Genomic DNA, 26,470 nt, shown 5'->3' with positions numbered 1-26,470 from the left:
CCATTTTGGACGGACGGTTGCATGTATGGGTTAAAGGGATTTGCGTAAAAGTCAAAAAATCAATGAAAAAACAGGTAACCCAGCCAAATTCCGGCGACAACGCCTATTAAATCCGCAATCATTCCGGCCACGATCGCATAGCGTGTATTTTTAATACCGACCGACCCGAAATACAATGCAACGATATAAAGCGTGGTGTCCGCCGATCCCTGAAAAATACATACAAGACGTCCCACAAACGAGTCAGGCCCGAATTCCTTCATCGCGTCGATCATCAAAGCCCGGGCGCCGCTGCCGCTGAGCGGTTTCATCAATGCTACCGGCAATGCGTCCGTGAAATCTGTATTGAGGCCGGTGAGTGAAAATAACCATTTCAAACCATCGATCAGATAATCCATCGCCCCGCACGCCCGGAATGCACTGATTGCCACCAGCAACCCTACCAGATACGGTATTATAGTCACAGATGTGGCGAACCCGCCTTTCGCGCCTTCAATAAAAGACTCGAAAACATTGATTTTTTTAAAAAGCGCAAATCCTAAAAACCCGGCGATAACTCCCAGCAGCACAGAATTTCCGACAAAAATCGATATGGTTTCGATCTGCTCTTTGGGCAGGCTCGAAAGATACCACAGCGTAAGGCCAAGCAGCGCCGTAATCCCTCCCAGCCAAAACATGATCACTCTGTTAAATAGATTGATCCGCTGCCAGGCCGCAGTGATCATCATGCCGGCCACGGTCGTAATGTAGGTCCCGACCACGCAGGGAATAAAAACGTCCGACGGACTTTCTGCGCCCAGAATGGCCCGCTGCGCGATGATAGAAAGTGGAATGATCTGTAAACCAGAAGTATGGAGGACCAGGAACATGATCTGCGCATTCGACGCGGTATCCTTCTGGGGATTGAGCTCCTGCAAACTTTGCATCGCTTTTAATCCAAAAGGTGTCGCAGCGTTGTCTAGTCCCAGAAAGTTGGCCGAAAAATTCATGATCATCTGACCATGTGCCGGGTGGTTGACCGGTACTTCGGGGAAAAGCTTGTTGAAAAACGGCCCGATAATCCTGGCAAGTCCGTTGATGATACCGGCTTTTTCTGCCACATTCAGTACCCCGAGGAAAAAAGTCATGACGCCGGTCAGCGGCAGGGCAATGTCCATCACCGCCACTTCCGCCATTTTCAGCATGCCTTCGACGATCTCTTTAAAAGTCTGCACGTCGCCAGTCAGCACAAATTGTAAAAGGGCTATGAAAAAGGCGATTAGGAAGAAGCCGACAAAAATATAGTTCAATGCCATAAGATCAGGGGCGCGGGAGAGGCAGGATTGGTAATAATTTATTTACAAAGCGGAGAGTAAAATATTTCATTTCGTGCAAATAACAAAAGTATATTGCAAAACCAGCTCACAACTCAAAACCAAGTTTCTATTGAAATGAAGTACTGCATCTTTATTTTTCTGCTCACATTTGCCGCCTGCCAGCAAAAATCGGATCAAAAACAGGAGGGCGATTCCGGTTACACGGTGATCAATGATACCATTCCCCTGACGCGGGAAAAGGTGCAAGCCGGTCCGGTGGCGGCGTACAGTGAAAAAGTGAAAGATCCGTACAATGACTGGCGTTTCGCCGTGGAAGTTTTCGAAACCGGGCAAACATTCACTTATTTAATGAAAATCAAATACATGGAGTTAGATGCCGAGGATACATTAAAAATCCCGAATTTCGGAATTATGCCGAAGGTTGAAATTCAGAAAGGCCCTGCGGAGCAATCGTGCATTGTGGGTTTTCTGGATAAAAAAGGCGTTTTCAAAGAATATAAGTCAGTGGCTGTGGAAGACAAGCAGCTTAAAATAAAGACTTTGAGGCACTATGCGCGGACGCGCTACAAGGTGAAGAAGTAAAAGAATGAGCGGAGGAACAGACGTCTGCCAAATCCATCGCCTTCGCTTCCTGCTGGCTGGACTCGCTGTACATTTTCAATGTTGCAGGCAAACTCGCAATATCCGTAACTTCTTCAAACACAATGTTCAGATAATCCGAAGCCGGATTCGGGAATACACTAAATACCGGCATCGGCTTGGCGCAATTATCAACACAAATGGTAATACCCTTCTGCACGGCCCCAAAACAGTTACTTACCATAATATCGATCCCGTAACAATTGTTCACATAAGAATTAAAATAAGCCGAGCCACCATTCCCATTCAAAATTGATCGCTCGTTTTCCAGTTCCCAAAGACCGTCCCAGGTTCGCTGGTATAGGCATTTAACATTACTCCTGCACCATTACACATAAAATCCGGCGAGCTGCCACCGTTGGCAGTTACGAGTAGGGAAGCGGGTTTTGGGGCGCTGCGTTTAACATGGATAGATTTGCTTTGAGAGGAGCTCAGCGCGCAAACAGAAGAATTTGCGGTTCCATTTCACGGTGATTGAATTTTTACCATCACCCTCATAAGTGGTTGAATTACTGGCAATAATAATTCCGTTTGTAACCTCCCACTTATACCTGCATGAGCTACCATTGTTACAACTGGTAAAATTTGTCATATCAGCCAGATAAGCTTCCAAAGTAGGGCCTGGTGTAGCACCGACACAGCCTTGAGGCCCACAAGTTATATTGATTGTCTGACCGAATAAGCTCGAATTAAATGATAGCAGATTCAATAAGAAAAAAGTTAAAGTCTTAAATAGATAATTCATGTGTTTCAATTTTAAAAGTGGTAGGATAGGTTTATTACTCTGAGCGATTCAAAGCTTAAAAAGTAGCCGGTCTGCTTTGCGATGATATTTTTATCAAAATCCAGGTTTCGATAAAGTCGAACGGAAAATGAAGCGCCAGTCTCTGCGGAAACTGAAAGACGATTTAGAATTCTGTATTTAATTCCGACAAAAGGTATCGCGGATAAAACATACATTCGTATGGGCAAAATCATGGATGGCTGTGAATGATCGTACGAATAATAAGCCTGAGCGTCCATACCGAAAAATAATTGGTGCCTTCCAACATTCTTTTGACGTTCATATCCAAGTTGAATTTCCAGTGCTCTTCCAATCTTTCTGAAAACATAGGGATCTGTACTAGGGCTGCCAAGTGAATCTTGATATACCTGATATTTATTTGTACCAGAGTTCAGCAAACCCAGCGATAACCTGTATGCCCCGTTTTTATGTGGAGCATATCTCAGCATCAGAGTGCCAGAGCCGCTTCTGAATAACTGATAGACGTTCAAGCTTGCATCCCACTTAAAGGCAGTCAAATCCTTGTTGTTAAACTTAGTCTTTTCGGGAGGTTTCTCAATTGGCTGCTGTGCGAATGCTGCATTTACAGAAAAATACATTGCTGCGAGTAAAAAAGCAGATAGTTTTTGCATAACCGGGTTTGATTTGCTTAGCACAAAGAAACCACGGATAAATGACACTCATCCTGCAAAAACCCAGCTTTTCAACCTACAAAAACCCAGAAAATTCAGAGGTATTTCGCTTTCAGTTTGCTGACGTAATTCTCGGAAATGCCGAGGTAGGAGGCGATGTATTTTTGAGGGACGCGGGCAATTAATTCTTTCGAGTGGCCGCGGAAAGCTTCAAATTTTTGTGGGGCCGAGAGTATCCGCATGTCGCGCAGCAACTTTTTATGGGCTAGCAGCGCGCGCTCGGCGATGATCCTGCCTAGGCAGCACATTTCGGGATGCTCGCTGTATAATTGGTAGAGGTCATGACGGGAAACATAGATCAATGTGGAGGTTTCCAGTACTTCAATGTATTCACATGCCGGTACCTGGTTTACGAAGCTGTCGGATGCGTGGAAGAAGTCATTTTCCTTTGCAAACCATTCCGTCACATCGAATGTACCTTCCAGGTTGTTGACAAGCTGATATCCTCTGACAAGACCTGTTTTTACAAACCATAGTTTATCACAAATTTCGCCATCGGAAAGGAGCAGCTTCCCTTTGCGAACATGGATGATTTTGAATTTTTGGAGGAGTTGCGCGCAGATTGTGTCGCTGATAGGCAGAAGGCCTGAAAGGGAAGAAACCAGTTCAGAATACATAGTGTGGGATAGAGTAAGGTGTCGCAAGATGGCTATTTTACCGCTCTTTTCCATACCCGGTTTTTCACTTTTCCGAATTTTTTGGATAAACAAAAAGCCCGGTCGGTGCCGGGCTTTTTTGCTAATTGTAAATACCGTAAATCAGGCTTTAAACACTTCGTCCATCTTTTCGCGGATCGTCAGTAACCGTTTGCGGTCGCCGCCGGACACTTCCGCGGAAGCCCAGCCGGAGTAGCCGACTTTCTGCAAAGCTTTATTTACTTCGGACCAATTATTGTCGCCCTCCATAAACTCCACATCAAAGCCTTTCCACAAACCCTCGTCATTTTGCTTTTTAAGGCTGAATTCTTTCAAATGCAGTTTCAGAATGCGTTTGTTTAATGCTTCGATCCAGGAAACCGGCCAGCTGTAACGCAGCACATTGCCGATATCCAGGTACCAGCCCACCATCGGGCTGTTGAAATCATCGACAAACTTCGCAGCTTCGAGCGGACTTAGCAAAAACTGGTTCCAAACATTCTCAATCGCGATTTTCACGCCGGTTTTCTCTGCAACAGGAAGCAATTTGCGGATTTCAGCCTGTGAGCGTTCGTAAGCCTGAGTGTAGGTAACCGTCGCATTTACGACGCCCGGCACTACCAGTACCGTGCTTCCGCCGTACTCTTTGGTATCCCACAAAGCTTTTTCAATCGACTTCGCACATTCTTCGCGCTTCTTTGGATCAGGATCGGATAAAGGCAGTTTCCAGTGCATCGAATTCACGGTTCCCGGAATCAGCAAACCGGTTTTATCTCTGGCCGCCAAAACTTCCTTCATGTCCAGTTTGTCCGGAGAATCGAGCTCCACGCCGTCGTAGCCCAGATCTTTCAGTAATTTGAATTTATCCATTACCGACAAATCCTCTTTTACCATACCCCACATCAGGCTCTTCTTCACCATGGCCGGGGCTGCAGGTGCTGTCTGCAGTATCGCACCGGATACCACAGATGAAGTAACGGCCATAGCTGAGGTAGCTACGGCCGTACTTTTGATAAATTCTCTACGCTGCATGAAAGATCAGGAGAATGCAGTGATACCTGGTTTTGCCACCTCAACAACCGGAGGTTTCATATCGAAGCTGTAAGCGTCAGGACCCAATTTTTCGGTTGAGTTCATCGCTTCGTCCCAGGTAATGCGCTTACCAGTATACGCAGCCATTCTACCCATGATCGCAGTCAATGTGCTGGTAGCCATAAACTCGCCGTCATTCACAAATTTGCCGCTTCTGATTCCTGCAAACAATTCGTTGTGCTCAGTCTGATACATATCATTCTGAACACCGTCGTATTTCCATGGATTGGCGCCGGTGATCTCGTGTACGTTACGTGCACAGTTCACCATCGCGCTACCTTTTGTACCCAATGTTTGTACGAGGTAACTATTTTCACAGTTGGCCTGCTGTCTTGAATGGTGGAAACCTTTCACACCATTTTCGTAATCGTAAGTAACTGCAAAGTGGTCGAAAATGTTACCGAACAAGGAATCGGTACGTACCTGACGGCCGCCTGTTCCTACTGCCGAAACCGGGTTTTTACCGCCCATCGCCCACTGCATCATATCCAAACTGTGCACAGCTTGCTCCACAATGTGGTCGCCTGCCAGCCAGGTATAGTAAGTCCAGTTACGCAACACATATTCGGCGTCTGACCAGCCGGCTACGCGTGGGAAAGACCACAATGTACCGGTATCGTAAGTATTATAAATTGCCGTGATATCTCCTACCGCGCCGTCCAGGATGCGTGAGAAGCTGGCGCGTTTTGGCTCGTGGTATCTCCAGCAGAAGCCGGACATTAAAGAAACATTCTTTTGTTTCGCCAGTTTCGCAGCGTCTAGCACTTTACGAACGCCTGGTGCATCCACTGCAACCGGTTTTTCGCAGAAAACGTGCTTGCCAGCATTTATAGCAGCAGTCAAATGCTCAGGACGGAAATGCGGAGGCGTCGCCAGAAGCACTACATCCACACCCGATTCAAGCACTTTTTTATAAGCATCAAATCCGATGAATTTATGGCCTTCATCTACTTTCACCTTGGGACCATGTACTTTGGTAAGGTTCTCAAGAGATGCGTCCATTTTATCTTTAAAAATATCCCCCATCGCCCAAAGGACAACATTAGGGTCAGCTTTCAAAGCCTGGTTGGCTGCGCCCGATCCGCGTCCGCCGCAGCCGATCAAACCAATTTTAAGGGTTTCAGCGTTGGTACCGGCAAAAGCACGATTGGGATTGATAATTGTAACGGCTGGTAAAGTGCTGCCTGCAAGTGCCATGCCCGCCATTTTCAGAACATCTCTGCGAGAAGTACTCATTGTAAATAGGGATTAGGTGATAGATTTACTGAAATTTTTAATTTTTAGTATACTGCCACAGATTCAACATTATTAATGGCAATAAAGATAAGCAAATCTGAAACTTTTCTGCTAATGAAAAACCAAAAAATCATTTTGCGTGCTCGTGCCCACACGGAAGTTAATAGATGTAAAATGAAGGATTGCATACTTTTATACTCAAGAACCTCTATCGCATAACATGATCCTGGACAATTTATTGCTCATTATTTCACTGCTTTTTATCGTATCAATGCTCACGATGGTGAGCGAAAAAATCGGTATTTCCTACCCTATTTTCCTGGTGATCGCTGGCCTGCTGATCAGTTTTGTACCAGGCATGCCGCATTTGCAGTTGGAACCCGATCTGGTATTCCTCATTTTCCTGCCGCCGCTTTTATATATGGCCGCCTGGAATACTTCCTGGAAAGATTTCTGGTTCTGGCGCCGACCCATCCTGATGCTCTCTATCGGGCTTGTTGTTTTTACCGCAACTGCAGTCGCCTATCTTTCCCATGCCATGATCCCAGGTTTTTCACTGGCGATGGGTTTCGTTTTGGGCGGCGTCATATCCCCGCCGGACGCGGTTGCAGCAACTTCCGTTTTGCAGGGTTTAAAAGTCCCGAAACGCATTGTAACCATTCTGGAAGGGGAAAGTCTCGTAAATGATGCTTCGTCATTGATCGTGCTGCGGGTTGCGCTGGCCACTGTTCCTGCCGCGGTGCAGTTTGATCTTTTGCAAACCGGCATGGACTTTTTCAAGGTTGCAGGCCTCGGGATTATCATTGGACTCGCCATCGCGCATGTGCTCTACCTGGTCCATCGTTTTCTGCCCACCACACCCAGTATTGACACGGCACTGACATTCATTTCGCCTTACTTAATGTACATTGGCGCAGAACATTTTCACAGTTCCGGTGTGCTGGCCGTGGTAAGCGGAGGGCTATTTCTGAGTTTCCGCGCACACGAAATCTTTTCTTACCAATCTCGCATTCAGAGTACTTATGTGTGGGAAACAGTAATATTTCTTTTAAATGGCATCGTCTTTATCATGATCGGCCTGCAACTCCCGGAAGTCATGACAGGGCTGGAAACTTACAACCTTTATGAGGTTATTTTCTATGCGGTTGTCATCAGCCTTGCGGCTATTCTGGTCAGGATTATCTGGGTTTACCCTGCCACGTATCTGCCCCGTATTTTTTCAAAAGGCGTTCGGTTAAGAGAAAAGCACCCCAGCTGGAAAACGGTATTTGTCGTGGCATGGAGTGGAATGCGGGGCGTCGTGTCGTTGGCTTCTGCACTTTCAGTTCCATTATTGTTAGAGGGAAAACCATTCCCGCACAGGGATTTGGTACTGTTCATCACATTTGTCGTAATCCTTTTTACACTGGTTATCCAGGGTTTGAGCTTACCAGTGATTTTGCGCTGGCTCAACATTGAAGACGACGGCGAGAACCTGGAAGAGCAGAATGCGATGATGAATTCGAGACTAGCGACGGTTAGCCTGGATTTCATGCGGTCTAATTACGACGGTGAGATACAGGAGTTTGAACCATTTCAAATGCTGAAAAACCGGTACGAAAAGATCATTCAGATGGCCGACTCCAAAATGCTCCATCTGGAAGATACGCCATCAAAAAGCATGGTCAGGAAGTACCGGACCATGCTGCTGGAAATCATTGATATAAAACGGGTGGAAATTACCAAGCTCCGACGCGAGCGGGTTTGTTCCGACGAGCTAATTAAAGTGAAAGAACGCGAGCTGGACCTGGAAGAAGCCCGTCTCAGAAAATCGCCCTAGATTTTAATCCCAGGCCACCTCGATCACATAATCACGAAGGTCGATGGTCGTGAATTTTTCATTGTTCTGGCGCTTCAGAGAGATTTTACCATTCTGGACTTTGGCCACCTGCTGCGACAAAACATCCTTATCATTTTTCTTGCGGTAAATGGCTACCATCGGCTCGGCGCTGGTCACATCCACTTCGCAGGAGCGGCCTTTCGCATTGATGAGCTTGGAATTATTGGGCAAGTAAGGCGCTTTTGCCAAGGCTAGTGCGCGAGAAGCCTGCGGCACGCCGTAGCCGACAAAGTTGTTGCCGTAAGGGTATAAATGAGAAGATTTCTCGATCAGCGAAAGCAGCTCTTTGTTGGTCAGATTTGGATTTGCCTGCAACAAACATGCAGCAAAACCGGTGATCACCGGCGCAGAAAGGGAAGTCCCATATAAAGAGAAGCAGGAAACATTCGGCTTCACATAATTCAAAGATTCCGGCCCAATGCTGCTGTAACCAATTCTATTCCAAAGCTTTCCATTGGTAGCACCGACGGATAAAACACCTTTTGCATCCGCTGGAGCCGAAACGATTTCCCAGGTTTTATCATCGCCTTCATTTCCGGCGGAAACAATGATCATCAAACCTTTTTTGTCCGAAGCAATTTGCGCAGCACGGGTGATTGCGCTGGTTTTGCCGTCCATCTGGTTCGGCGTGTAATTTTCTTTCGGGTCCGAAAAACCTTTGGCATAACCCAGCGAAGTATTGATCAACCTTACACCCAGACTATCCATCCACTCCATCGCCGCAATCCAGTTATCTTCCTCGCCGCGATACTCGCGCATTGAATAATCGGTTCTTGCCAGATAAAATTTAGCGTTCGTCGCCATACCGTACTGGATCTGGTCCTGAAAATCGATGCCCGAAATTGCCGCCAAAACTTCGGTCCCGTGCATATCTGAGAATGATTCTGCGGTGCTGAAAAGCAACTTTCCAGGACGCCCCGGCTTCACATAGTCGCGGATACCGAGGATTCTGTCATTTGAAAAAATCTGCGTCAAGGAAAATGAAGAATCGGCACCGTAAAAACCGGCGTCAATTACGCCAATCGTTACATCCTTGGCTGTAATGCCTTCTTTTACAAAGGAGGCAGCCTGCACCTGCGACATTACCGGCGCCATCTGCGCTTTCTCAACCGGTTTTGTAGTAGCAATGTAAAATCCGGGATCGATCATCACCACTTCCTTCACAAAATCCATTTCCCGCACCTTCATTACCTGCTCGCTCGTCATCGTAGCAGACACCGCATTCAACCATTTGGACCGGTTGATAATGTTGACGGATTGTCCTTTCAGCGCCTGCTCATACTCGTTTTTCACTGGAAGATCTGTATCCTCGGACGCAGGCAAGCCCAGTCTCAGACGTGTTTCGATTGTTTGAGGAGAAACTGCCGGCTTTGCATTTAGATCTTTATTTTTCAGGTAAATCCAGTATTTAGGAGCAGCTGAAAGGACAAATGGTATTAATGCAAAGACAAGCAAAAACAATCTTTTCATGAAAATCTGGTAGTTAGGTAATGCTGATGGTATCGATTATCAGGACAATATAAACGTAATTTTTCAAATTAAATTAGTGGTTACAAAAACCAGCAACTGCTAACCCCCTCAGAATTCTGGTACTCCTACGCCATGCGGCACTCGGTAATGTTTTGTAGATTTGAGGAGTCTAAATCATACACTAAAAATATTTTTTATGAGCGCAGTACAGGAAGGCAGAAGGTACCTAAGCAATGCGAAAGAAATTTTAAGAGAAAAGGCCAGGAAGGAAGATGGCTACTACGAAGATCCGAAATACGTGAAGATGGCGGGCCATACAGCTTATACGGGCATTCTGCTGGTTTTAGATGACCTTTTTGGGAAGAAAACAAAAGGCCGGAAAGATGTAGATTGGTACAAACAACAATTAGCATCTATGGACAAAAAAGTGCTGAATTCTTTCTCGACGGCTTACCAGGTGTTGCATTTGGATATGGCATACGATGGTGCCAGAAATGCCGATCTGGCAAAACTTGGCCTCGAAGAAGCGGAACGGATTATCAGCTGGGTGGAAACACGGACGGCTGTTGCTTGATGAATATGAATCTCCTCCCCGAAGACATTTATAAACTACTCCTATCATTTGCACTCGGCGCCATCATCGGGACGGAGCGGGAGTATCGTAGCAAGTCGGCGGGGCTGCGGACGATGATTCTGATAGCGGTTGGGTCTACATTGTTTACGATTCTTTCTATTAAAATCAGCTCCGACGCGGGGCGCATTGCTGCCAACATTGTTACTGGTATCGGTTTTATTGGTGCCGGGATTATTTTCAGGGAGAATAACCGGGTTGTGGGGATTACGACGGCGGCGATTGTATGGGTTACTGCCGCTGTGGGAATGGGGATCGGCGCCGGGTTTTATGAAGTATCCCTCGCAACTTTCTTCGTGGCCGGACTTTCGATGGTGATCCTTGCGCCTATCCAGCAATACATCCGTCGGAAAAGTCAGATCAGGAATTATCGCCTGATGTGCGTTTATCAGCAGCGGACGCTCAAAACTTATGAGCAGCTTTTCAAAGATTTTGAATTAAAAATCCTGTGGGGAGAGCAGAGCCGGACTGGTAACCACATTACCGGCACCTGGACTTTACAAGGCTCCGAAAAAAATCACGATGCCCTCACCGAGATCCTGCTGAATGATGTCGAGATCAAAGAATTCGACTTCTGACAAGCTCCCCTTAAATTAGTTTTTGATTAAAAAACAAAGATTCGTGCGCCAAAATGATCCTTATTATGTTGGATTAACGTTATAATGCCTTAGTTGGAAACTTTATTAGAGTTAAGTAGCATTATTACAGAATAACCCATAACCAAAAAGCGATTTACGGGAACTCCGCCGCGTAGATCAGAATGACAGTAACGTTATGTCCGACATCATTAAAGATAAAATTTGGGCGATCATCGGGCAGCACACGACCGAACCCGAGGCCGACTGGCTCGCACAAAAAGGAACATCCAACCCGCTTGAACTCATGACTGCATTCGTCGCAGTCCCGAGGTTTTTACCTAAGAAAATCATCCAGACCAGCCAGGAAGAACAGTGGGAGCTCAATGCAGAAATCCCCGGATTTTCTGTTGAAGGCTGGTCGCTGGTAAGATTAAGCCGTGTTTGGCTGCTAACCCAGCTCGATCCTTCCGACAAAAGCGACTATGTAAAGAACATTGAAACGCTTTTCGACACGGCCGAAATGAACGAGCTCGTGGCGCTTTACTCGGCATTACCCCTTCTTTCTTATCCCGATCAGTGGCTTTTCAGGGCTACGGATGCAGTTCGTTCCAATATGGGTTTTGTGTTCGACGCCATCGCATTACACAATCCTTATCCCGAAAAACATTTCAGCGAAGCCGCCTGGAACCAGCTGGTTTTGAAGACGATTTTCAATGATAAACCGATTCATTTAATAGAAGGTCTCGAAAACCGGACGAATGAAAAACTGGCATTAACCCTATCGGATTTTGCGCACGAACGCTGGGCAGCGGGCAGAAGTGTTCCTGCACAAGTTTGGCGGTTGGTTGGAAAATATTTGAATGCTCCTTTGCTCGCTGATATGCAGCATTTATTTGATTCTCAAAACGTTGACGATCAAAAAGCAGCAGCCCTGGCTTGCGCTGAGTCCAATTCAAGCGCTGCCAATTACTTACTTGCAAAATACACCGATCTGGAAAAATCCGTCAAGTCCGGCGCGCTTACCTGGGCTGATCTTGAACATTGACATTGAAAACCTATGTGCCTAAACCATAATGAAACTGCGCCAAATCCTTCTCATTTCGAAGAAAGCGAAGAGGCCGTCAACAACCCCGCACACCGCGACATTGCCTGGAACGATTACCGTGATCTGATCAAAGGAATGCGGTTTTTCGATCCGCATATCCACATGGTTTCACGTACTACCGACGATTACCAGGCCATGCACCAGGCGGGTATAGTCGGCCTGATCGAGCCGGCTTTCTGGGTCGGGCAGCCGCGTACCGGGTTATCCAGTTTTAAAGATTATTACAGCAGTTTGGTTGGTTGGGAAAGATTTCGTTCTTCGCAATTTGGCATTAAACATTATTGCACGATGGGTCTGAACTCCCGCGAGGCGAATAATGAGCCGCTGGCTGAGCAGGTGATGGAAATCCTGCCGCTATACATATATAAAGAAGGCGTGGTGGGCGTGGGCGAAATTGGTTTTGACGACCAGACGCCCGCCGAAGAAAAATATTACCGCCTTCAACTGGAACTGGCCAAAGAAGCCAAACTGCCGGTACAAATCCACACCCCGCACCGCGACAAAAAGAAAGGTACCGAACGCAGTATGGCCATTGCTTTGGAACATGGCATCGACCCATCGTGGGTGATTGTGGACCATAACAATGAAGAAACCGTGAAAAGCGTGCTGGATCAGGGTTTCTGGGCGGCATTCACAATTTATCCTTTTACCAAAATGGGTAACGAACGTATGGTAAAAGTGGTGGAACAATATGGTCCTGAAAGGATTATGATCAACTCGGCGGCAGACTGGGGAATCTCCGATCCGCTGGCTATCCCAAAAACTGCTGCATTAATGAAAATGCGTGGCATTCCGGATGAGACGATCAGGCTGGTAACTTATCAGCATGCCATCGATGCTTTCGGGAAAAGCGGACAGATCGATGTGAATGATTTCGAAGGAGGATACAGCATTGATCAATCTGCTAAATTCCACGGTAACAGTATTTTAAGAGGAGGCCAGCAGCCTGCGCCCGTCAAAGATTCCCTCGTCATTCAATAAAGTGAGTACTTTAAAACCTTATCTGCAGCTAACCCGCCCGGCCAACCTTGTTACGGCCATCGCCGATATTCTGGCGGGACTGGCGATCGCACAATTTGCATTTTCAGATTTTTCGCCCGCCTGGCTCGTACTTTCAACATTGGGATTGTACGGTGGCGGCGTGGTGATGAATGATGTTTTCGATGCAAAACTCGACAGCATTGAGCGCCCTGAAAGACCGATTCCGAGTGGTAGAGTGCCTTTATCTGCTGCGGCGACTATGGGAATTTCTTTGCTTTTGCTAGGCATTATCGCAGCAGGGATTTTCAGCATACAAAGCGGAATGATCGCCATCGTAATCGCCGTGCTGACAGTACTGTATAACCGTTTTGCCAAGCATCACGTGTTTTTTGGCCCGCTCACGATGGGAATGTGCCGGGGCGGAAATTTGATCCTGGGTATGAGCGTTTTGCCCGAATCGTTTCAAAAATGGGGGTTAATCGCACTTTTGCCCATCGCCTACATTGGCGCGATCACATTGATCAGCCAGGATGAGGTGCACGGCGGTAAAAAACGGACATTATATATTGCCGCGCTGCTTTACCTCATCGTTTTGTCAGCACAATTAACGATTTCAAGCCGGCAGGGAAACCTGCTCTTCACGATCCCATTTGTGCTTTTACACACCTGGCTGATCGGTCGCCCGCTGTTTAACGCGATCCAGAATCCAATTGGCCCGATGATTGGGAAAGCGGTAAAGGCCGGGGTGATTTCACTGATTGTGATGAATGCTTCGTGGTGCGCGGCTTTCGGATTACTGCCGCTGGCGCTGGCGGTTTTGGCTTTATTACCTTTATCCCTGCTTCTGGCACGGGTTTTCGCAGTAACTTAGGGTTAAAAATGATATAGGAAGAGGGGAATAACCCTGAATTTAGTCTTATAATAAATGCATTCCGGAGTGTAGTATGTCGAGTTCAATGCAAACGATACAACAAAGTTTTAAAATAGAATACAACTATTCGGTATTCTTCACCGAATACCTGTTTGATCATTCTAACACATTACTGGCTGATTTTTTCAAAAAATTCAGCGAAGAAGGATTTCAGCGGAAGGCGCTGGTTGTGGTGGATGAAGGATTCGCGGCGCATCATCCGGGTCTTGCTGATCAGATCCGTACGTATTTCGCAGCGGCTGTTCCAAACATTCAACTGGCTGCGGACATTATCATGGTTCCGGGCGGCGAGGCTTCCAAAAATGATCCTGAATTATTCAATAAGTTGGCACAAGCTGTCGATACTTACGGCATTGACAGACATTCCTTTGTGATCGGGATTGGCGGTGGCGCGGTGCTGGATTTGGTGGGTTATGCTGCTGCTGTTTCGCACCGGGGTATCAAGCTGATCCGCATTCCAACAACGGTTTTGTCTCAAAACGATTCCGGTGTTGGTGTTAAAAATGGCATCAATTTTCACGGTAAAAAGAACTTCCTGGGCACATTTGCGCCGCCGGTGGCTGTTTTCAATGATCTTACTTTTTTGAGAACATTGGACGATCGCGACTGGCGCGGGGGAATTGCCGAGGCGATTAAAGTTTCTCTGATTAAGGATCAGGCATTTTTTGAGTGGATTGAAGAAAAAGCTACTGCGCTGGCCAATCGTGATGAAGCCGCCATGTCATACCTGATCCACCGCTGTGCCGAGATGCACACCGACCACATTGCGGGCGGCGATCCTTTTGAATTCGGTTCGTCCAGACCATTGGATTTTGGACATTGGGCTGCGCATAAATTGGAGTATCTTACTGATTTTCAGGTACGTCACGGTGAGGCGGTAGCCATCGGCATTGCATTGGATTGTGTTTATTCTGAAAAGGTAGGCAAGCTGCCGGAGTCGGATCTGAACAGAATCCTGGATGTGCTGAACAAATTGGGCTTTGAACTATATCATCCCAAACTTGCTGAAAACGACAAGATTAACCTTCGAAATGGTTTGCAGGAATTCCGCGAACATTTGGGCGGCCGACTGACCATTATGCTTTTGGATAAAATCGGCAAAGGTGTGGAAGTTCATGAGCTGGATGCAGATATTATCTCACAGTCAGTCGATTACCTCGAAAGTTCAAAAATTATCCATACCCTATGATCACGCCTTTCGGACACCTTACCTATTGCAGCAACATTCATCCGGGCGAAAAATGGGCTGATCATTTCAAAGCATTGCGGGATACATTGCCTTACATTAAGGGACAACTTGCGCCGGATCAGCCATTTGGGTTAGGATTACGGGTGGCGAATGAAGCTTCTATCGAATTAACGCGGCCGGAGGTTTTACTGGAATTCAAAAACTGGCTGGACGAAAATGACATTTATGTATTCGTAATCAACGGTTTTCCCTACGGCGGCTTTCACAATGTTGTTGTAAAAGACAATGTACACACGCCGGATTGGACGACGACCGACCGCCTCGAATATACCATCCGACTTTTTAACATTCTAGCGGAGCTGCTGCCCGAAGGCATGCACGGCGGTGTTTCTACGCCTCCGCTTTCTTACAGGTTATGGTGGAAATCCGACGCCGACAAATATCAGGCAACCCGCGAAGCGACGCACCACGTACTGCAACTGCTTGATGAACTGATTGATATAGAAAACGAAACAGGCAAATACCTGCATCTTGACATTGAACCCGAGCCAGATGGTTTGCTGGATAATATTTCCGACTTTATCACCTGGTACAATCAGACATTGCTGCCGGAAGGCACCATTTATTTGTCCGAAAAACATGGGTTTGAACCTAGCGAAGCAAGAGGTCTGATTTTAAGGCACATTCAGCTTTGCTATGATATTTGCCACGCGGCGGTAGGTTACGAAGATCCGGCAGAATTGGTGGAGGATTTGAATGCAAATGGCATCAAAGTGGGCAGGATACAGGTCAGCTCAGCGTTGAAAGTGAATTTTTCGAGTGAGAAAGAGATTAAGCTGAAAGCGATCGAAACATTCGACGAGCCGGTGTACCTGCACCAGGTGGTTGCCCGAAACGCAGATCATTCGTTTATACATTATCCCGACCTGAACGAAGCGCTGGCCGACTGGAAGGAAAACCAGGAAGAGTGGCGCGTGCATTTCCATGTTCCGCTTTTTATTGATTCCTACGGCGTGCTCGATTCCACACAGGGCGATATTGTAAAAACCCTTGCTTTACATTGCGAAAATCCATTTTCTTCCTACCTGGAAGTGGAAACTTATACCTGGGGCGTCCTGCCCGAAGATATGCAAAAGCCCATCGGCGAATCCATCGTGCGGGAAATCGAGTGGGTGAAGAAAATCCTGAACCATGAATAAGACCGTTGTTATTGACATTGTCGCCCTGAGCGCCAATCTGATCGGCGAGCATACGCCTTTTCTCGCCGGTTATCTGAAAAAAAAGCATCTGACGCCGATCAAGCCTGTCTTGCCGGCGGTTACTACTACTTCTCAGAGCACATACATTACCGGAAAGTGGCCGGCTGAAAATGGTATAGTCGGAAACGGTTGGTATGATCGTGACGATGCCGAAATGAAGTTTTGGAAACAGTCGAACAAGCTCGTGAAGGGTGAGAAAATTTGGGATGCGGCCAGGAAACTGGACCCGAATTTTACAGTTTCCAAAATGTTCTGGTGGTATAATATGTACTCCACCGCCGATTTTTCGGTGACGCCTCGGCCGCAATATCATGCCGACGGTGTCAAAGCGCCCGATTGCTATTCTTATCCGCCTGAGCTTCGGGATGAGTTGCAGAAAGAGCTGGGGCAATTTCCACTCTTCAATTTTTGGGGACCGAATGCCAACATTAAGTCTACGCGATGGATCGCAGATGCTTCCATGTCGGTTGAAAAAAGGCATAATCCGACGCTGACATTGATTTACCTGCCGCATCTGGATTATTGTCTGCAAAAATTCGGGCCTGATTTTTCCAAGATCGGCAATGAATTGAAGGAGATCGATGATGTGGTGAAAGAGCTGGTGGAATTTTATGAGGCAAGGAACGCGAAGGTGATTTTACTTTCTGAATATGGCATCAACCCTGTCAATAATCCGATCCATATCAACCGCATTCTCAGAAACGAAGGTTTGATATCTGTGCGGAATGAGCGCTGGTACGAGTTACTGGATCCGGGCGTTTCAAAAGCATTTGCCGCCGCCGACCACCAGATCGCGCACATATATCTGAATGATCCGTCGGTGAAAGATCAGGTGATGAATGTTTTGAAAAAAACACCGGGCATCGATCTGGTACTCGACCGGGAGGCGCAAAAAGCTTATCACATTGATCACGAGCGCGCGGGCGACATTGTGGTCGTTGCCAAGCCGGATAGCTGGTTTACCTATTATTACTGGTTTGATGACGCGAAAGCACCGGATTATGCACATTTGGTAGACATTCACCGCAAGCCGGGCTACGATCCGGTGGAAATGTTCATGGATCCGAAAAATCCTTTAATCAAGCTTCGTGCCGGCTATAAGCTGGCGCGTAAATTGATGGGTTTCAGGTATTTGATGGATGTAATCCCGCTGGATGCAACATTGGTTAAAGGCTCTCACGGTAGTCCCAATGTCCCGGCGCAATATTATCCGATCTGCATTACCGATAATGCTTTGGAAAAATCCGAAATCGAAGCGATCGATGTGTACGATGTCATCTGGAAGCACTTGATTTAAAGGAATTTCGAAACAAAACTACCTTCATGACGTTGTAAAAAGAAAAACTTCAACGTCATGAACACTTCACTCAACCGACTCATCCCCGCTTTTCTGGTCGTACTCACGATCGCCTGCTCGTCAACCGAAAGAGAAACGCCGGAGTTACCTGCTGAAACAGCCAAAGACATCAGCGCCACAGACGCATTTCCTTCACTCAAATTTACCTTACCTGTTGAAATGAAGCAGGTTCCCGGAGATAGCTCCCGGTTTTTCGTCGTGGAGCAGGCTGGGGTTATCAAGGTTTTTCAAAATTCAAAATCAGCCTCGACCAGCAGCGTTTTTCTGGATATTAAAGATAAAGTACAGGATGGCGGCGAGCGCGGCTTGCTGGGGTTGGCATTTCACCCTGACTTTAAAACTAATGGTTATTTCTTTGTCAACTATACGGCTGGCAATCCGCTGAAAACCATCATTGCACGTTACAAGGCCACTTCGCCTACCAGCAATCAGGCCGATCCTCGGAGTGAAGCGGTGCTTTTTACTTATAATCAACCTTATGATAACCACAATGGCGGCTCGATCCAGTTTGGAAAAGACGGCTACTTATATATTGCGGCGGGTGACGGCGGCAGCGGCGGCGATCCACAGAACAATGCGCAAAATCTGAAAAGTCATCTTGGAAAAATTCTGCGAGTGGATGTAAACAGTACGGCAAAAGGCAATTATGGCATCCCGGCAGATAATCCGTATGCAAATGGCAGTGAGGGTTTCCCGGAAATTTATGCTTACGGACTCAGGAACCCCTGGCGGATCAGCTTTGATACGGAAACCGGGCGTCTTTTTGCCGGCGATGTGGGCCAGAATAAAAGAGAGGAAATTGACATTATCAGCAAAGGCGGTAACTATGGCTGGCGCCTGAAAGAAGGTGTCAATTGCTACAATCCTTCCTCCAATTGCGATCGCTCCGGGTTGATTGAACCAATCCATGATTATGTCCAGGACAATGGTGATCATTCGGTGACCGGCGGGTATGTCTATCACGGTACAGGGATTCCGTCTCTGGCTGGCAAATACATTTATGGAGATTACGTCAGCGGGCGGATCTGGGCTTTGGAACTGGATGGCGACAAGAAAAAAAGCAACGCAGTTTTGCTGGAAGGACAGGGGAGCATTTCGTCATTTGGCCAGGATTTGAAAGGCGAAGTATACTTTTTAAACTACGGCGAAGGCAGAATCATGAAGCTGGTTAACGGAAATTTAAATTGAAAAGTTAGCCTCGGGTTCTATCTTTGCCGGAATTAGAAACTGGACCTGATGGGTTTTAAAACCTGTCAGGTCTAAAAAACAAACAAATCGAAATGTCCAAGGTATTAATCATTGGTGCTGGTGGGGTTGGTAGTGTTGTCGCGCATAAATGCGCATTAAATAGCGGCGTTTTTACGGAAATCTTACTTGCCAGCCGCACAAAAGCAAAATGCGATAAAATCGCAGCGGAGATCCTGGAAATGCATGGCGTGACCATCCAGACTGCGCAGGTTGATGCGGACATCGTGGCCGAAACAGTGCTGCTGATCAAACGTTTTCAGCCAAAAGTTTTGATCAATGTTGCGCTGCCGTATCAGGATCTGACGATCATGGAAGCCTGCCTCGCTACCGGCGTACATTACCTGGATACTGCCAATTATGAGCCCAAAGATGTTGCCAAATTTGAATATAGCTGGCAGTGGGCTTATCAGCAAAGATTTAAAGATGCCGGTTTGATGGCGGTACTCGGCTGCGGTTTCGATCCGGGCGTGACGCAGGTTTTTACAGCCTATGCCGCAAAGCATCATTTCGACGAGCTACATTATCTGGATATCATTGATTGTAATGCCGGTGACCACGGTAAAGCTTTCGCAACGAATTTTAACCCTGAAATCAACATTCGGGAAATTACGCAACCCGGCCGCTATTGGGAAAATGGCGAGTGGATTGAAATCCCTGCGATGTCTATCCATAAACCCATCGAATACCCTTGCATCGGGCCGAAAGAAAGCTATGTGCTTTACCACGAGGAACTTGAATCTTTGGTAAAGAACTTCCCGACCTTGAAACGCGCACGTTTTTGGATGACTTTCGGCCAGGCTTACATTACGCACTTGAATGTGCTGGAAAATGTGGGTATGACCAGCATTAAGCCGATCAAATTTCAAGGAATGGACATTGTGCCGCTGGAATTTTTGAAAGCAGTACTTCCTGCTCCGGATTCTCTGGGTGAAAATTATTCAGGACAAACGTCCATCGGATGCCAGATCAAGGGAATTGAAAATGGGGAAGAGAAAACCTACTACGTCTGGAATAACTGCGATCACGCTGAATGCTACCGCGAAGTGCGGGCGCAGGCTGTGAGTTACACCACCGGTGTACCGGCAATGATCGGTGCAATGCTGATGCTGACCAACGAAGAATGGATGAAACCGGGCGTTTATAATGTTGAGGAACTGAATCCGGATCCTTTCATGGATCTGCTCAACCAGCATGGATTGCATTGGAATGAGCGGATTAACGTTAATTTGCCCCACGAATACTAATAATAAAAGAGCCGGTTTCGAAACCGGCTCTTTTATTATCCTTCCATCGTGATCACCGCCCGGGTACAAACTCCACCAACCGGCGGGTTGAACTTGGAAACCCTGACAGTCACATTTTCCACTGCCGGGTACGACTCCCTTATTTTTGCAATCACACTAAAACCAATGTGTTCCAGCAACTTGGCTGGCTCTTGCATTACTTTTGAGGCGATCTGGTAAATGGTCTCATAGTTGACCGTTTCACTTAATTTATCACTTTGTGCGGCTTCCTGGAAATTGGTTGTGATGGTAATGTCCAGCGCATATTTGTTGCCAATCCGCTGCTCCTCAGGATAGTATCCGTGATAAGCAAAAAATTCGAGTCCTTCGAGGCTGATCGTTCCCAATGTGGCTAGATTTGATCAAAGAATGAACCACCGCCACTGCTAGGCTTCCTGGTATTTTCGCGGGGACGGTTAACGCCGCCAGAATTTTCACGGGCTTTCTCTGCTGTCTTGTGCATTTCAGCCAGTACCTCATTCATTTCGTCCGCCGCAGTTTTTACCGTTTCACGAGGTTGGTATGCGACCTTTTCCTCCACCGGCTCAGGTTCCGGCTCTTCTATCGGCGCAATTTCTTCCTGCGCCGATGTTGCCTCCGGCTCTGCTAATTCCTCTTCAATTTCATCCTCAATATCAGCTACTTCGAAAACAACTTCCGGTTTATCGTCCTGCAAAACAACCGTCAGCTCAGGCGTCACTTCCTCTACCTCCGGCTGCTCTTCCACCACTTCCATTTCGACCGGCGTGTGATAAACCGCCTTTTTAGGAATCTCGATTTCTGAAACATGCTGCCTGATTTCCTCCATCTTGTTCAGAACGGATTCTTTATCATATTTCTGCTCGAAACGATCGACGGTATCAATGGTATTATTGGCCAAAGAAGTCAGCTGCACAACCAGGTTGTCGCGGAAGTTTTCAATCGCTTTAAAGTCTCTTTCCTGTTTCTTGATTTCAAGCGCAAACTCCTCTTTATACTGTCTCAGGCGCTCCTCGGTTTGCGTAATTACCTGGTTGGTCCGGGCCTCAGCTTCCGACACCAACTGGTCTGCCGCGATCCGTGATTCCTCTATTCTCTGCTCCGCTTTTTCGTTCGCTTCCTTCTCGATCAGCCTGCTGGTATCCTCGGCGGCTTTTAATGTTCTGAACAGTGTGGATTCAATATCTTTCAGCTTACTCAGCTCTTTTTCAGCGTATTCCAACTGCATTTTCAGCAGACTGTTTTCACTTGCAAAACGTTCCCATTCCTGCGACAACGAGTTCAAAAAAGCATCTACTTCATCCGGGTCGTAACCTCTGAAAATCTTCTCAAAAGTATGCTTGCGTATCTCTATTGCGGATATCTTCATGATGCTGAATGCTTTGTTACTAGGTTAGAAACAGTCGTGTAAGTTAAAGATATAAGAACCATTTTTCAAAGTATTTGCCAATAATACCATATTATAAGTATGCTATTCAAACACTTCCCAAACGGATATCATGCGGTCGTCGCTGCATGATATTAACTGGTTTTCAAAGCCTGTCCAGAGGAGTTTATTGACCGAAGTTCCGTGCCCTGCGTGACGCGCCCGGTCGATGATTTTCTTTAATTTAAGTGTACCTGCATCCCAGACTTTGATGGATTTATCCATACTACAGGTAGCAAAAAAAGCACTGTCGGGACTGAACGCAATGTCGTTGATCGCATATAAATGTGCAGGTATGTCGGTTACCATCCCGTATGCATCATTTACGTCCCAGATTTTCAGGTGGGCGTCACGCCCGGTGGTGAAAAGATATTTGCCGTCTGGTGAATACTTAACGGAAAAGACGGAGTTTGAATGTGACTGAATGGTCTTTTTTAAACCAAAACCATCCATATCGAAAATATGCACATTACAATCACTGTCCCCGGTAGCGAATTCATTGGTGGCAGGGTTGAAGGCAATGCTGCGCACACTTTTATCCGAAACTTTGATGTGCTTACGTACCGAGAAGGTAGCAATATCGACGACGATCACCACGCCATCGCCTACGGCCAGCAATGCATTTCCATCCTGGATTTGAATGTCAAAAATAGCTGCATTGGTCAGTTTGGACGTTTTTTCAATTTTATTATTGGCAATGTCCAGCACCTGGATGCCTTCATAATTCTGCCCGATCCAGAGTGCATTCTGACTTTTGTCGAGCGCCATCGCATACACCGATGCGCCTGCCCGGGCCACCAGTTTTCCGAGATCCGGCTTGTTGAGATCCCAGTGGATTACAAAGCCGTCACCGCCTGCCGAGTAAAAACCGTGCGTCGTACTATCTGAAATAATTGTATAGACACTATCCCGATGACCCGAAAAAGTGTCTACTTTGCGAATGTTCATCCGATTAATTTTGTGGCGGAAAGTAGTATCCAAAAATAGAAATTGTAAACAGAATTCTTATGCCGCTCGTTCATTCCGAACTTATTGGGGAGACCTGCACGCTGCTGCTCTGGAAACTGACCGAAACCGAAGTTGAGTTACGTGAAATGCTGGGTAAAAGTTACATTTCGCAGGAATTGGACGCGATATCTCACCCGCAAAAAGTCCGCGAGTGGCTGGCGAGCAGGCTGCTGATCAAGACTTTGGCCGAGCAATTCGGGATCGCTTACGTGGGTTTGCACAAAGACGAGCACGGCAAGGCATTTCTGATTGATAATGACTCGCACATTTCCATCACCCATACCTTTGATTTTGTCGCGGTTGCATTAAATCCTTTCGCCGCAGTGGGTATCGATATGGAGAAATGTGATGAAAAGTTGCAGCGTACTTCTTCCAAATATTTGTCAGTACCGGAGTTTGAGCATGCAGCCAATGAAATCGACACGCTCTGCATGTACTGGTGCGCGAAAGAAGCCTTATATAAGTTGTATGGCAAAAAAAAGATCAGTTTCAAAGACTCGATCCGGATCAGTCATTTTGAAAAATCCGACGAGTTACTGGAAGGAAGGCTGACAGACGAAACATTGATCGTCACTTCAAAGATTTATGTCAGATGGTTTGACAGGCACTGCCTCGCGATTTCTCTCTAAAATTAATTATCGTCCTGGTCGTCGAGTGTCGATTTCAGGATTTTCTCAATTTCCCTGATCTTTTCCTGCTCGCTGGTTTTTTCGTAAGATAAAATCAGGTTTCGCAAAACACGCTGCACGATTTCGAGATTGGTGCAGGGCTGATAAAAAATGTCTTTGGATTTAATGTTCAGCTGGGCAATGTAGTGATCGATATCTGTTTTGGAAAAAATAATCCCCCGGTTGAAAACATTGATATAAAACTGCGTTTTGTCACTTTTGTAAGTCAATACAAACAAATTAGGCAGGTTAACCCCATAAACCGGCATCCCCAGTTTCCGCGCGATCAGCAAATAAATGACACATAATGTGATCGGGTTACCTCTGCGGCTTTCCAGCACCACATTGATCATCGAATTGGAAGGCGAGTGGAAATTCTTGGTATTCGCCGCGAAATTCATGGTACCGAAAAAAATGCTGTTGATCCTTTTTACCTGGTCCACTGCATTCATTTCTTCCTGAAACTGGATCCAGATATCGTAGTAAAGCTGCTCGATGGACGTCCGCAGTTTTTCCATCGAAAGGTCGGGATAATGATAGGTTGCAATGATCCACAAACCTTCCAGCAGGTCCAGTCCTCCCCCGTTTTTCCAGGCTTGCAGGCGCTCGATCATAATGCTCAATTGAAGCTCATGGATCAATTCCTCAATTTTCCGCTGAACGATCGGGTTGAAACTTTCCTCCCACTCAGTTTCCAAAAAAGGGATCACATTACCTCCCAATGACAAGATCTTTCCTTCCACATGCTGGCTCACTTCATGATCTTCGTCATCAAGCAAGGATATCAGTGCCTTGATTTCTCTTTGGTTCATTTTCCTCAAATCTGCATTTAACAACCAACGGATAAATAAAAACATTTTTTTTATATGGACATCAAATTTTCTACTTTTGCCCGGAAAAAATGCGGGGCGACGACGTCATTTTTGCCATCTATACCACGATATTTAATACATAATCAAGTCCATAACGCATGAAAATTCTCGTTACCGGAGGAGCCGGGTTCATAGGTTCCCACACCGTTGTTGAATTGGATAAAGCGGGGTTCGAACCAGTTATCATTGATAATCTTTACAACTCCAACCGCGGGGTTCTGGAAGGGATCAAGAAAATCACAGGCAAGGATTTTCCTTTTTACGAGATTGATTGCAACGACACACAAAAAGTCAGGGAGCTGTTTGAGAAAGAAAAGTTTGACGGCATTATCCACTTCGCTGCATATAAGGCCGTCGGCGAATCGGTAGAAAAGCCGCTCAACTACTACGAAAACAACCTGATCTCACTGATGGTACTGCTGCGGGCCGCGCAGGAATTCAAGGTACCTAACTTCGTCTTCTCTTCTTCCTGCACCGTTTACGGTCAGCCCGACGAAATCCCTGTCACAGAAAACACGCCTCGCAAACCTGCCAATTCACCTTACGGGAATACAAAGGCAATCGGCGAAGACATTATCCGCGACTATGTTCATGCCAAATCAGGCGTAAAGGCGATCTCGCTTCGTTATTTCAATCCCATCGGCGCGCACGAATCGGCCTTGATCGGCGAGCTGCCAAATGGTGTTCCGAGTAACCTGGTACCCTTTATCACCCAAACCGCCGCCGGCCTACGCAAATCACTGACGGTTTTCGGAAGTGATTATGATACGTCCGACGGTACTTGTATCCGCGATTTTATTCACGTGGTAGATCTTGCAAAAGCGCACGTAAAAGCTTTGGAACTACTTGACGCGCAGACAGAAACAGATTTTTATGATGTATTTAATGTAGGAACTGGCGAAGGTTATACCGTGCTGGAACTGATCAATACTTTTGAAGAAGTAAATGGTGTGAAACTGAACTACACCATCGGGCCGCGGAGAGAGGGGGATGTTGAAAAAATCTACGCGCAATCCGACAAAGTCAATAATGTAATGAAATGGTACGCTGAAAAAACCATGGCGAATGCGCTTCGGGATGCGTGGAACTGGCAATTAAAAATAACTACTCAACAATGAAAAAAATCTTAATCACAGGAGGCGCCGGCTTTATTGGATCACACGTTGTTCGTCGCTTCGTAAAATTCCACCCAGACTATCACATATATAATCTCGATGCCCTGACTTATGCAGGAAATCTGGAAAATATCAAGGATATAGAGCACGAGCCTAATTATACATTCGTAAAAGGAGACATTGTTGACGCTGCGTTTATTGATCAACTTTTCAGCGAAAACGATTTCCATGGCGTAGTTCATCTTGCTGCCGAAAGTCACGTCGACAGGTCTATCACGGACCCGATGTCATTTGTGATGACAAATGTTGTAGGCACGGTGAATCTGCTGAATGCTGCAAAACAAGCCTGGAAAGAAGATTTCAGCAACCGTCGTTTCTACCATGTTTCTACGGATGAAGTGTACGGCGAGCTCCACGACCCGGGTACATTCTTTGTTGAAACCAACAAATACGACCCACGCTCTCCCTACTCAGCTTCCAAAGCTTCATCTGACCATTTTGTAAGAGCTTATCACAACACATATAAGTTACCGGTTGTTATTTCAAATTGCTCCAACAACTACGGCCCAAACCATTTTCCTGAGAAGCTGATCCCGCTGATGATCCATAACATTATCCAGCAAAAACCACTTCCAGTGTATGGAAAAGGCGAAAATATCCGCGACTGGTTGTTCGTAGAAGACCACGCAATTGCGATTGATGTCATTTTCCATGATGGCGTAAATGGCGAAACTTACAACATTGGCGGCCATAACGAGTGGAAAAACATTGACCTTGTGTTGTTGCTTTGCAGCATTATGGATCGCAAATTGGGACGTGAAGCGGGAGAAACTGAAAAACTGATCACCTACGTCACCGACCGCGCCGGCCACGATTTGAGATATGCCATCGACGCCACCAAACTTTCGGAAGAACTGGGCTGGAAACCTTCGCTGCAATTTGCGGAAGGCCTGGAAAGAACGGTTGACTGGTATCTGAACAATCAGGAATGGCTTAATAACGTCACCTCAGGCAATTACCAGAAATATTACAACGAAATGTATTCGGACAGATAGTCCGGACGGGTAGTCCTTTAAAATCTCCCGATCTCAACACAT

At 46.5% G+C, this 26,470-nt stretch carries 25 protein-coding genes; 15 read left to right on the top strand and 10 right to left on the bottom strand.

Features of this window, described 5'->3' with window-relative positions; all coding sequences use genetic code 11:
• Positions 1–59: 59 nt before the first annotated feature.
• Positions 60–1,295 (bottom strand): spore maturation protein, encoded by a 1,236-nt coding sequence (locus tag FEN17_RS21150; RefSeq protein ID WP_138367377.1) that lies wholly within the window; start codon positions 1,293–1,295, stop codon positions 60–62.
• Between the two features lie 135 nt (positions 1,296–1,430).
• Here FEN17_RS21150 and FEN17_RS21145 point away from each other — a divergent pair, with 135 nt between their 5' ends.
• Positions 1,431–1,898: a hypothetical protein gene (locus FEN17_RS21145; protein ID WP_138367376.1), complete on the top strand. Its 468-nt coding sequence runs from the start codon at positions 1,431–1,433 to the stop codon at positions 1,896–1,898.
• Positions 1,899–2,711: 813 nt separating this feature from the next.
• Here FEN17_RS21145 and FEN17_RS21135 read toward each other — a convergent pair.
• The 4 genes from FEN17_RS21135 to FEN17_RS21120 form a co-directional block, all read right to left on the bottom strand.
• Positions 2,712–3,371: a hypothetical protein gene (locus tag FEN17_RS21135; protein ID WP_138367375.1), complete on the bottom strand. Its 660-nt coding sequence runs from the start codon at positions 3,369–3,371 to the stop codon at positions 2,712–2,714.
• A 95-nt stretch (positions 3,372–3,466) separates the two neighbouring features.
• A complete protein-coding gene (locus FEN17_RS21130; RefSeq protein ID WP_138367374.1) occupies positions 3,467–4,048 on the bottom strand; it encodes a Crp/Fnr family transcriptional regulator in 582 nt (193 codons plus the stop codon).
• Positions 4,049–4,189: 141 nt separating this feature from the next.
• Positions 4,190–5,098: a sugar phosphate isomerase/epimerase family protein gene (locus FEN17_RS21125; protein WP_138367373.1), complete on the bottom strand. Its 909-nt coding sequence runs from the start codon at positions 5,096–5,098 to the stop codon at positions 4,190–4,192.
• Positions 5,099–5,104: 6 nt separating this feature from the next.
• Positions 5,105–6,364 (bottom strand): Gfo/Idh/MocA family protein, encoded by a 1,260-nt coding sequence (locus FEN17_RS21120; protein WP_138367896.1) that lies wholly within the window; start codon positions 6,362–6,364, stop codon positions 5,105–5,107.
• Positions 6,365–6,614: 250 nt separating this feature from the next.
• Between FEN17_RS21120 and FEN17_RS21115 the strand changes: the two genes are divergently transcribed.
• Positions 6,615–8,213: a Na+/H+ antiporter gene (locus FEN17_RS21115; RefSeq protein ID WP_138367372.1), complete on the top strand. Its 1,599-nt coding sequence runs from the start codon at positions 6,615–6,617 to the stop codon at positions 8,211–8,213.
• Between the two features lie 3 nt (positions 8,214–8,216).
• On the opposite strand, the gene FEN17_RS21110 is transcribed toward FEN17_RS21115, so the two are convergent.
• Positions 8,217–9,743, bottom strand: a complete 1,527-nt coding sequence (locus FEN17_RS21110; protein ID WP_138367371.1) for a S8 family serine peptidase — start codon at positions 9,741–9,743, stop codon at positions 8,217–8,219.
• A 196-nt stretch (positions 9,744–9,939) separates the two neighbouring features.
• Here FEN17_RS21110 and FEN17_RS21105 point away from each other — a divergent pair, with 196 nt between their 5' ends.
• The 10 genes from FEN17_RS21105 to FEN17_RS21060 all read left to right on the top strand — a co-directional run bounded on the left by FEN17_RS21105 (position 9,940) and on the right by FEN17_RS21060 (position 20,266).
• The gene (locus FEN17_RS21105; protein ID WP_138367370.1) at positions 9,940–10,317 is read left to right on the top strand and encodes a DUF5618 family protein; all 378 of its coding nucleotides are present in this window, start codon (positions 9,940–9,942) and stop codon (positions 10,315–10,317) included.
• A 5-nt stretch (positions 10,318–10,322) separates the two neighbouring features.
• Positions 10,323–10,952, top strand: coding sequence for an MgtC/SapB family protein (locus tag FEN17_RS21100; RefSeq protein WP_138367369.1), 630 nt, complete (start codon positions 10,323–10,325; stop codon positions 10,950–10,952).
• A gap of 196 nt (positions 10,953–11,148) precedes the next feature.
• Complete coding sequence (locus tag FEN17_RS21095) at positions 11,149–11,997, top strand: EboA domain-containing protein (RefSeq protein WP_138367368.1); 849 nt, start codon at positions 11,149–11,151, stop codon at positions 11,995–11,997.
• A gap of 12 nt (positions 11,998–12,009) precedes the next feature.
• Entirely contained in the window at positions 12,010–13,038 is a 1,029-nt protein-coding gene (locus FEN17_RS21090) for a TatD family hydrolase (RefSeq protein ID WP_138367367.1), read from the top strand.
• Position 13,039: 1 nt separating this feature from the next.
• Positions 13,040–13,909: a UbiA-like protein EboC gene (eboC, locus tag FEN17_RS21085; RefSeq protein WP_138367366.1), complete on the top strand. Its 870-nt coding sequence runs from the start codon at positions 13,040–13,042 to the stop codon at positions 13,907–13,909.
• An 85-nt stretch (positions 13,910–13,994) separates the two neighbouring features.
• Entirely contained in the window at positions 13,995–15,158 is a 1,164-nt protein-coding gene (locus FEN17_RS21080; RefSeq protein WP_138367365.1) for a 3-dehydroquinate synthase, read from the top strand.
• On the top strand, positions 15,155–16,357 hold the full coding sequence (eboE, locus tag FEN17_RS21075) for a metabolite traffic protein EboE (RefSeq protein ID WP_138367364.1): 1,203 nt from the start codon (positions 15,155–15,157) through the stop codon (positions 16,355–16,357). Before FEN17_RS21080 ends, eboE begins: the two co-directional genes overlap by 4 nt.
• Positions 16,350–17,714 (top strand): alkaline phosphatase family protein, encoded by a 1,365-nt coding sequence (locus tag FEN17_RS21070; RefSeq protein ID WP_138367363.1) that lies wholly within the window; start codon positions 16,350–16,352, stop codon positions 17,712–17,714. The genes eboE and FEN17_RS21070 overlap by 8 nt, the downstream gene beginning before the upstream one ends.
• Positions 17,715–17,771: 57 nt before the next feature.
• A complete protein-coding gene (locus FEN17_RS21065; protein ID WP_138367362.1) occupies positions 17,772–18,962 on the top strand; it encodes a PQQ-dependent sugar dehydrogenase in 1,191 nt (396 codons plus the stop codon).
• Between the two features lie 92 nt (positions 18,963–19,054).
• Positions 19,055–20,266 carry a saccharopine dehydrogenase family protein gene (locus FEN17_RS21060; protein ID WP_138367361.1) on the top strand — a complete coding sequence of 404 codons (1,212 nt, stop codon included), beginning with the start codon at positions 19,055–19,057 and terminating at the stop codon, positions 20,264–20,266.
• Positions 20,267–20,301: 35 nt separating this feature from the next.
• Here FEN17_RS21060 and folB read toward each other — a convergent pair whose 3' ends face one another.
• The 3 genes from folB to FEN17_RS21045 form a co-directional block, all read right to left on the bottom strand.
• Positions 20,302–20,652, bottom strand: a complete 351-nt coding sequence (folB, locus tag FEN17_RS21055) for a dihydroneopterin aldolase (protein WP_138367360.1) — start codon at positions 20,650–20,652, stop codon at positions 20,302–20,304.
• Positions 20,653–20,657: 5 nt separating this feature from the next.
• A complete protein-coding gene (locus FEN17_RS21050; RefSeq protein WP_138367359.1) occupies positions 20,658–21,653 on the bottom strand; it encodes a DivIVA domain-containing protein in 996 nt (331 codons plus the stop codon).
• Positions 21,654–21,755: 102 nt separating this feature from the next.
• Positions 21,756–22,658, bottom strand: a complete 903-nt coding sequence (locus FEN17_RS21045; RefSeq protein ID WP_138367358.1) for a WD40 repeat domain-containing protein — start codon at positions 22,656–22,658, stop codon at positions 21,756–21,758.
• Positions 22,659–22,717: 59 nt separating this feature from the next.
• Here FEN17_RS21045 and FEN17_RS21040 point away from each other — a divergent pair, with 59 nt between their 5' ends.
• The gene (locus FEN17_RS21040) at positions 22,718–23,347 is read left to right on the top strand and encodes a 4'-phosphopantetheinyl transferase family protein (protein ID WP_138367357.1); all 630 of its coding nucleotides are present in this window, start codon (positions 22,718–22,720) and stop codon (positions 23,345–23,347) included.
• Positions 23,348–23,349: 2 nt separating this feature from the next.
• Here the strand turns inward: FEN17_RS21040 and FEN17_RS21035 are convergent, their stop codons facing one another.
• Entirely contained in the window at positions 23,350–24,198 is an 849-nt protein-coding gene (locus FEN17_RS21035; RefSeq protein WP_138367356.1) for a transglutaminase-like domain-containing protein, read from the bottom strand.
• A 158-nt stretch (positions 24,199–24,356) separates the two neighbouring features.
• On the opposite strand from FEN17_RS21035, the gene galE reads away from it, so the two are divergent.
• Positions 24,357–25,376 carry a UDP-glucose 4-epimerase GalE gene (gene galE, locus FEN17_RS21030; protein WP_138367355.1) on the top strand — a complete coding sequence of 340 codons (1,020 nt, stop codon included), beginning with the start codon at positions 24,357–24,359 and terminating at the stop codon, positions 25,374–25,376.
• On the top strand, positions 25,373–26,428 hold the full coding sequence (gene rfbB, locus FEN17_RS21025) for a dTDP-glucose 4,6-dehydratase (RefSeq protein ID WP_138367354.1): 1,056 nt from the start codon (positions 25,373–25,375) through the stop codon (positions 26,426–26,428). Before galE ends, rfbB begins: the two co-directional genes overlap by 4 nt.
• Positions 26,429–26,470 lie beyond the last annotated feature (42 nt).

Source organism: Dyadobacter luticola (genome assembly GCF_005860805.1).
In the GTDB taxonomy this organism is placed as follows: Bacteria; Bacteroidota; Bacteroidia; order Cytophagales; family Spirosomataceae; genus Dyadobacter; species Dyadobacter luticola.
The sequence above is the reverse complement of the archived record's forward strand: the minus strand, read 5'-3'. Positions and strand labels throughout refer to the sequence as shown.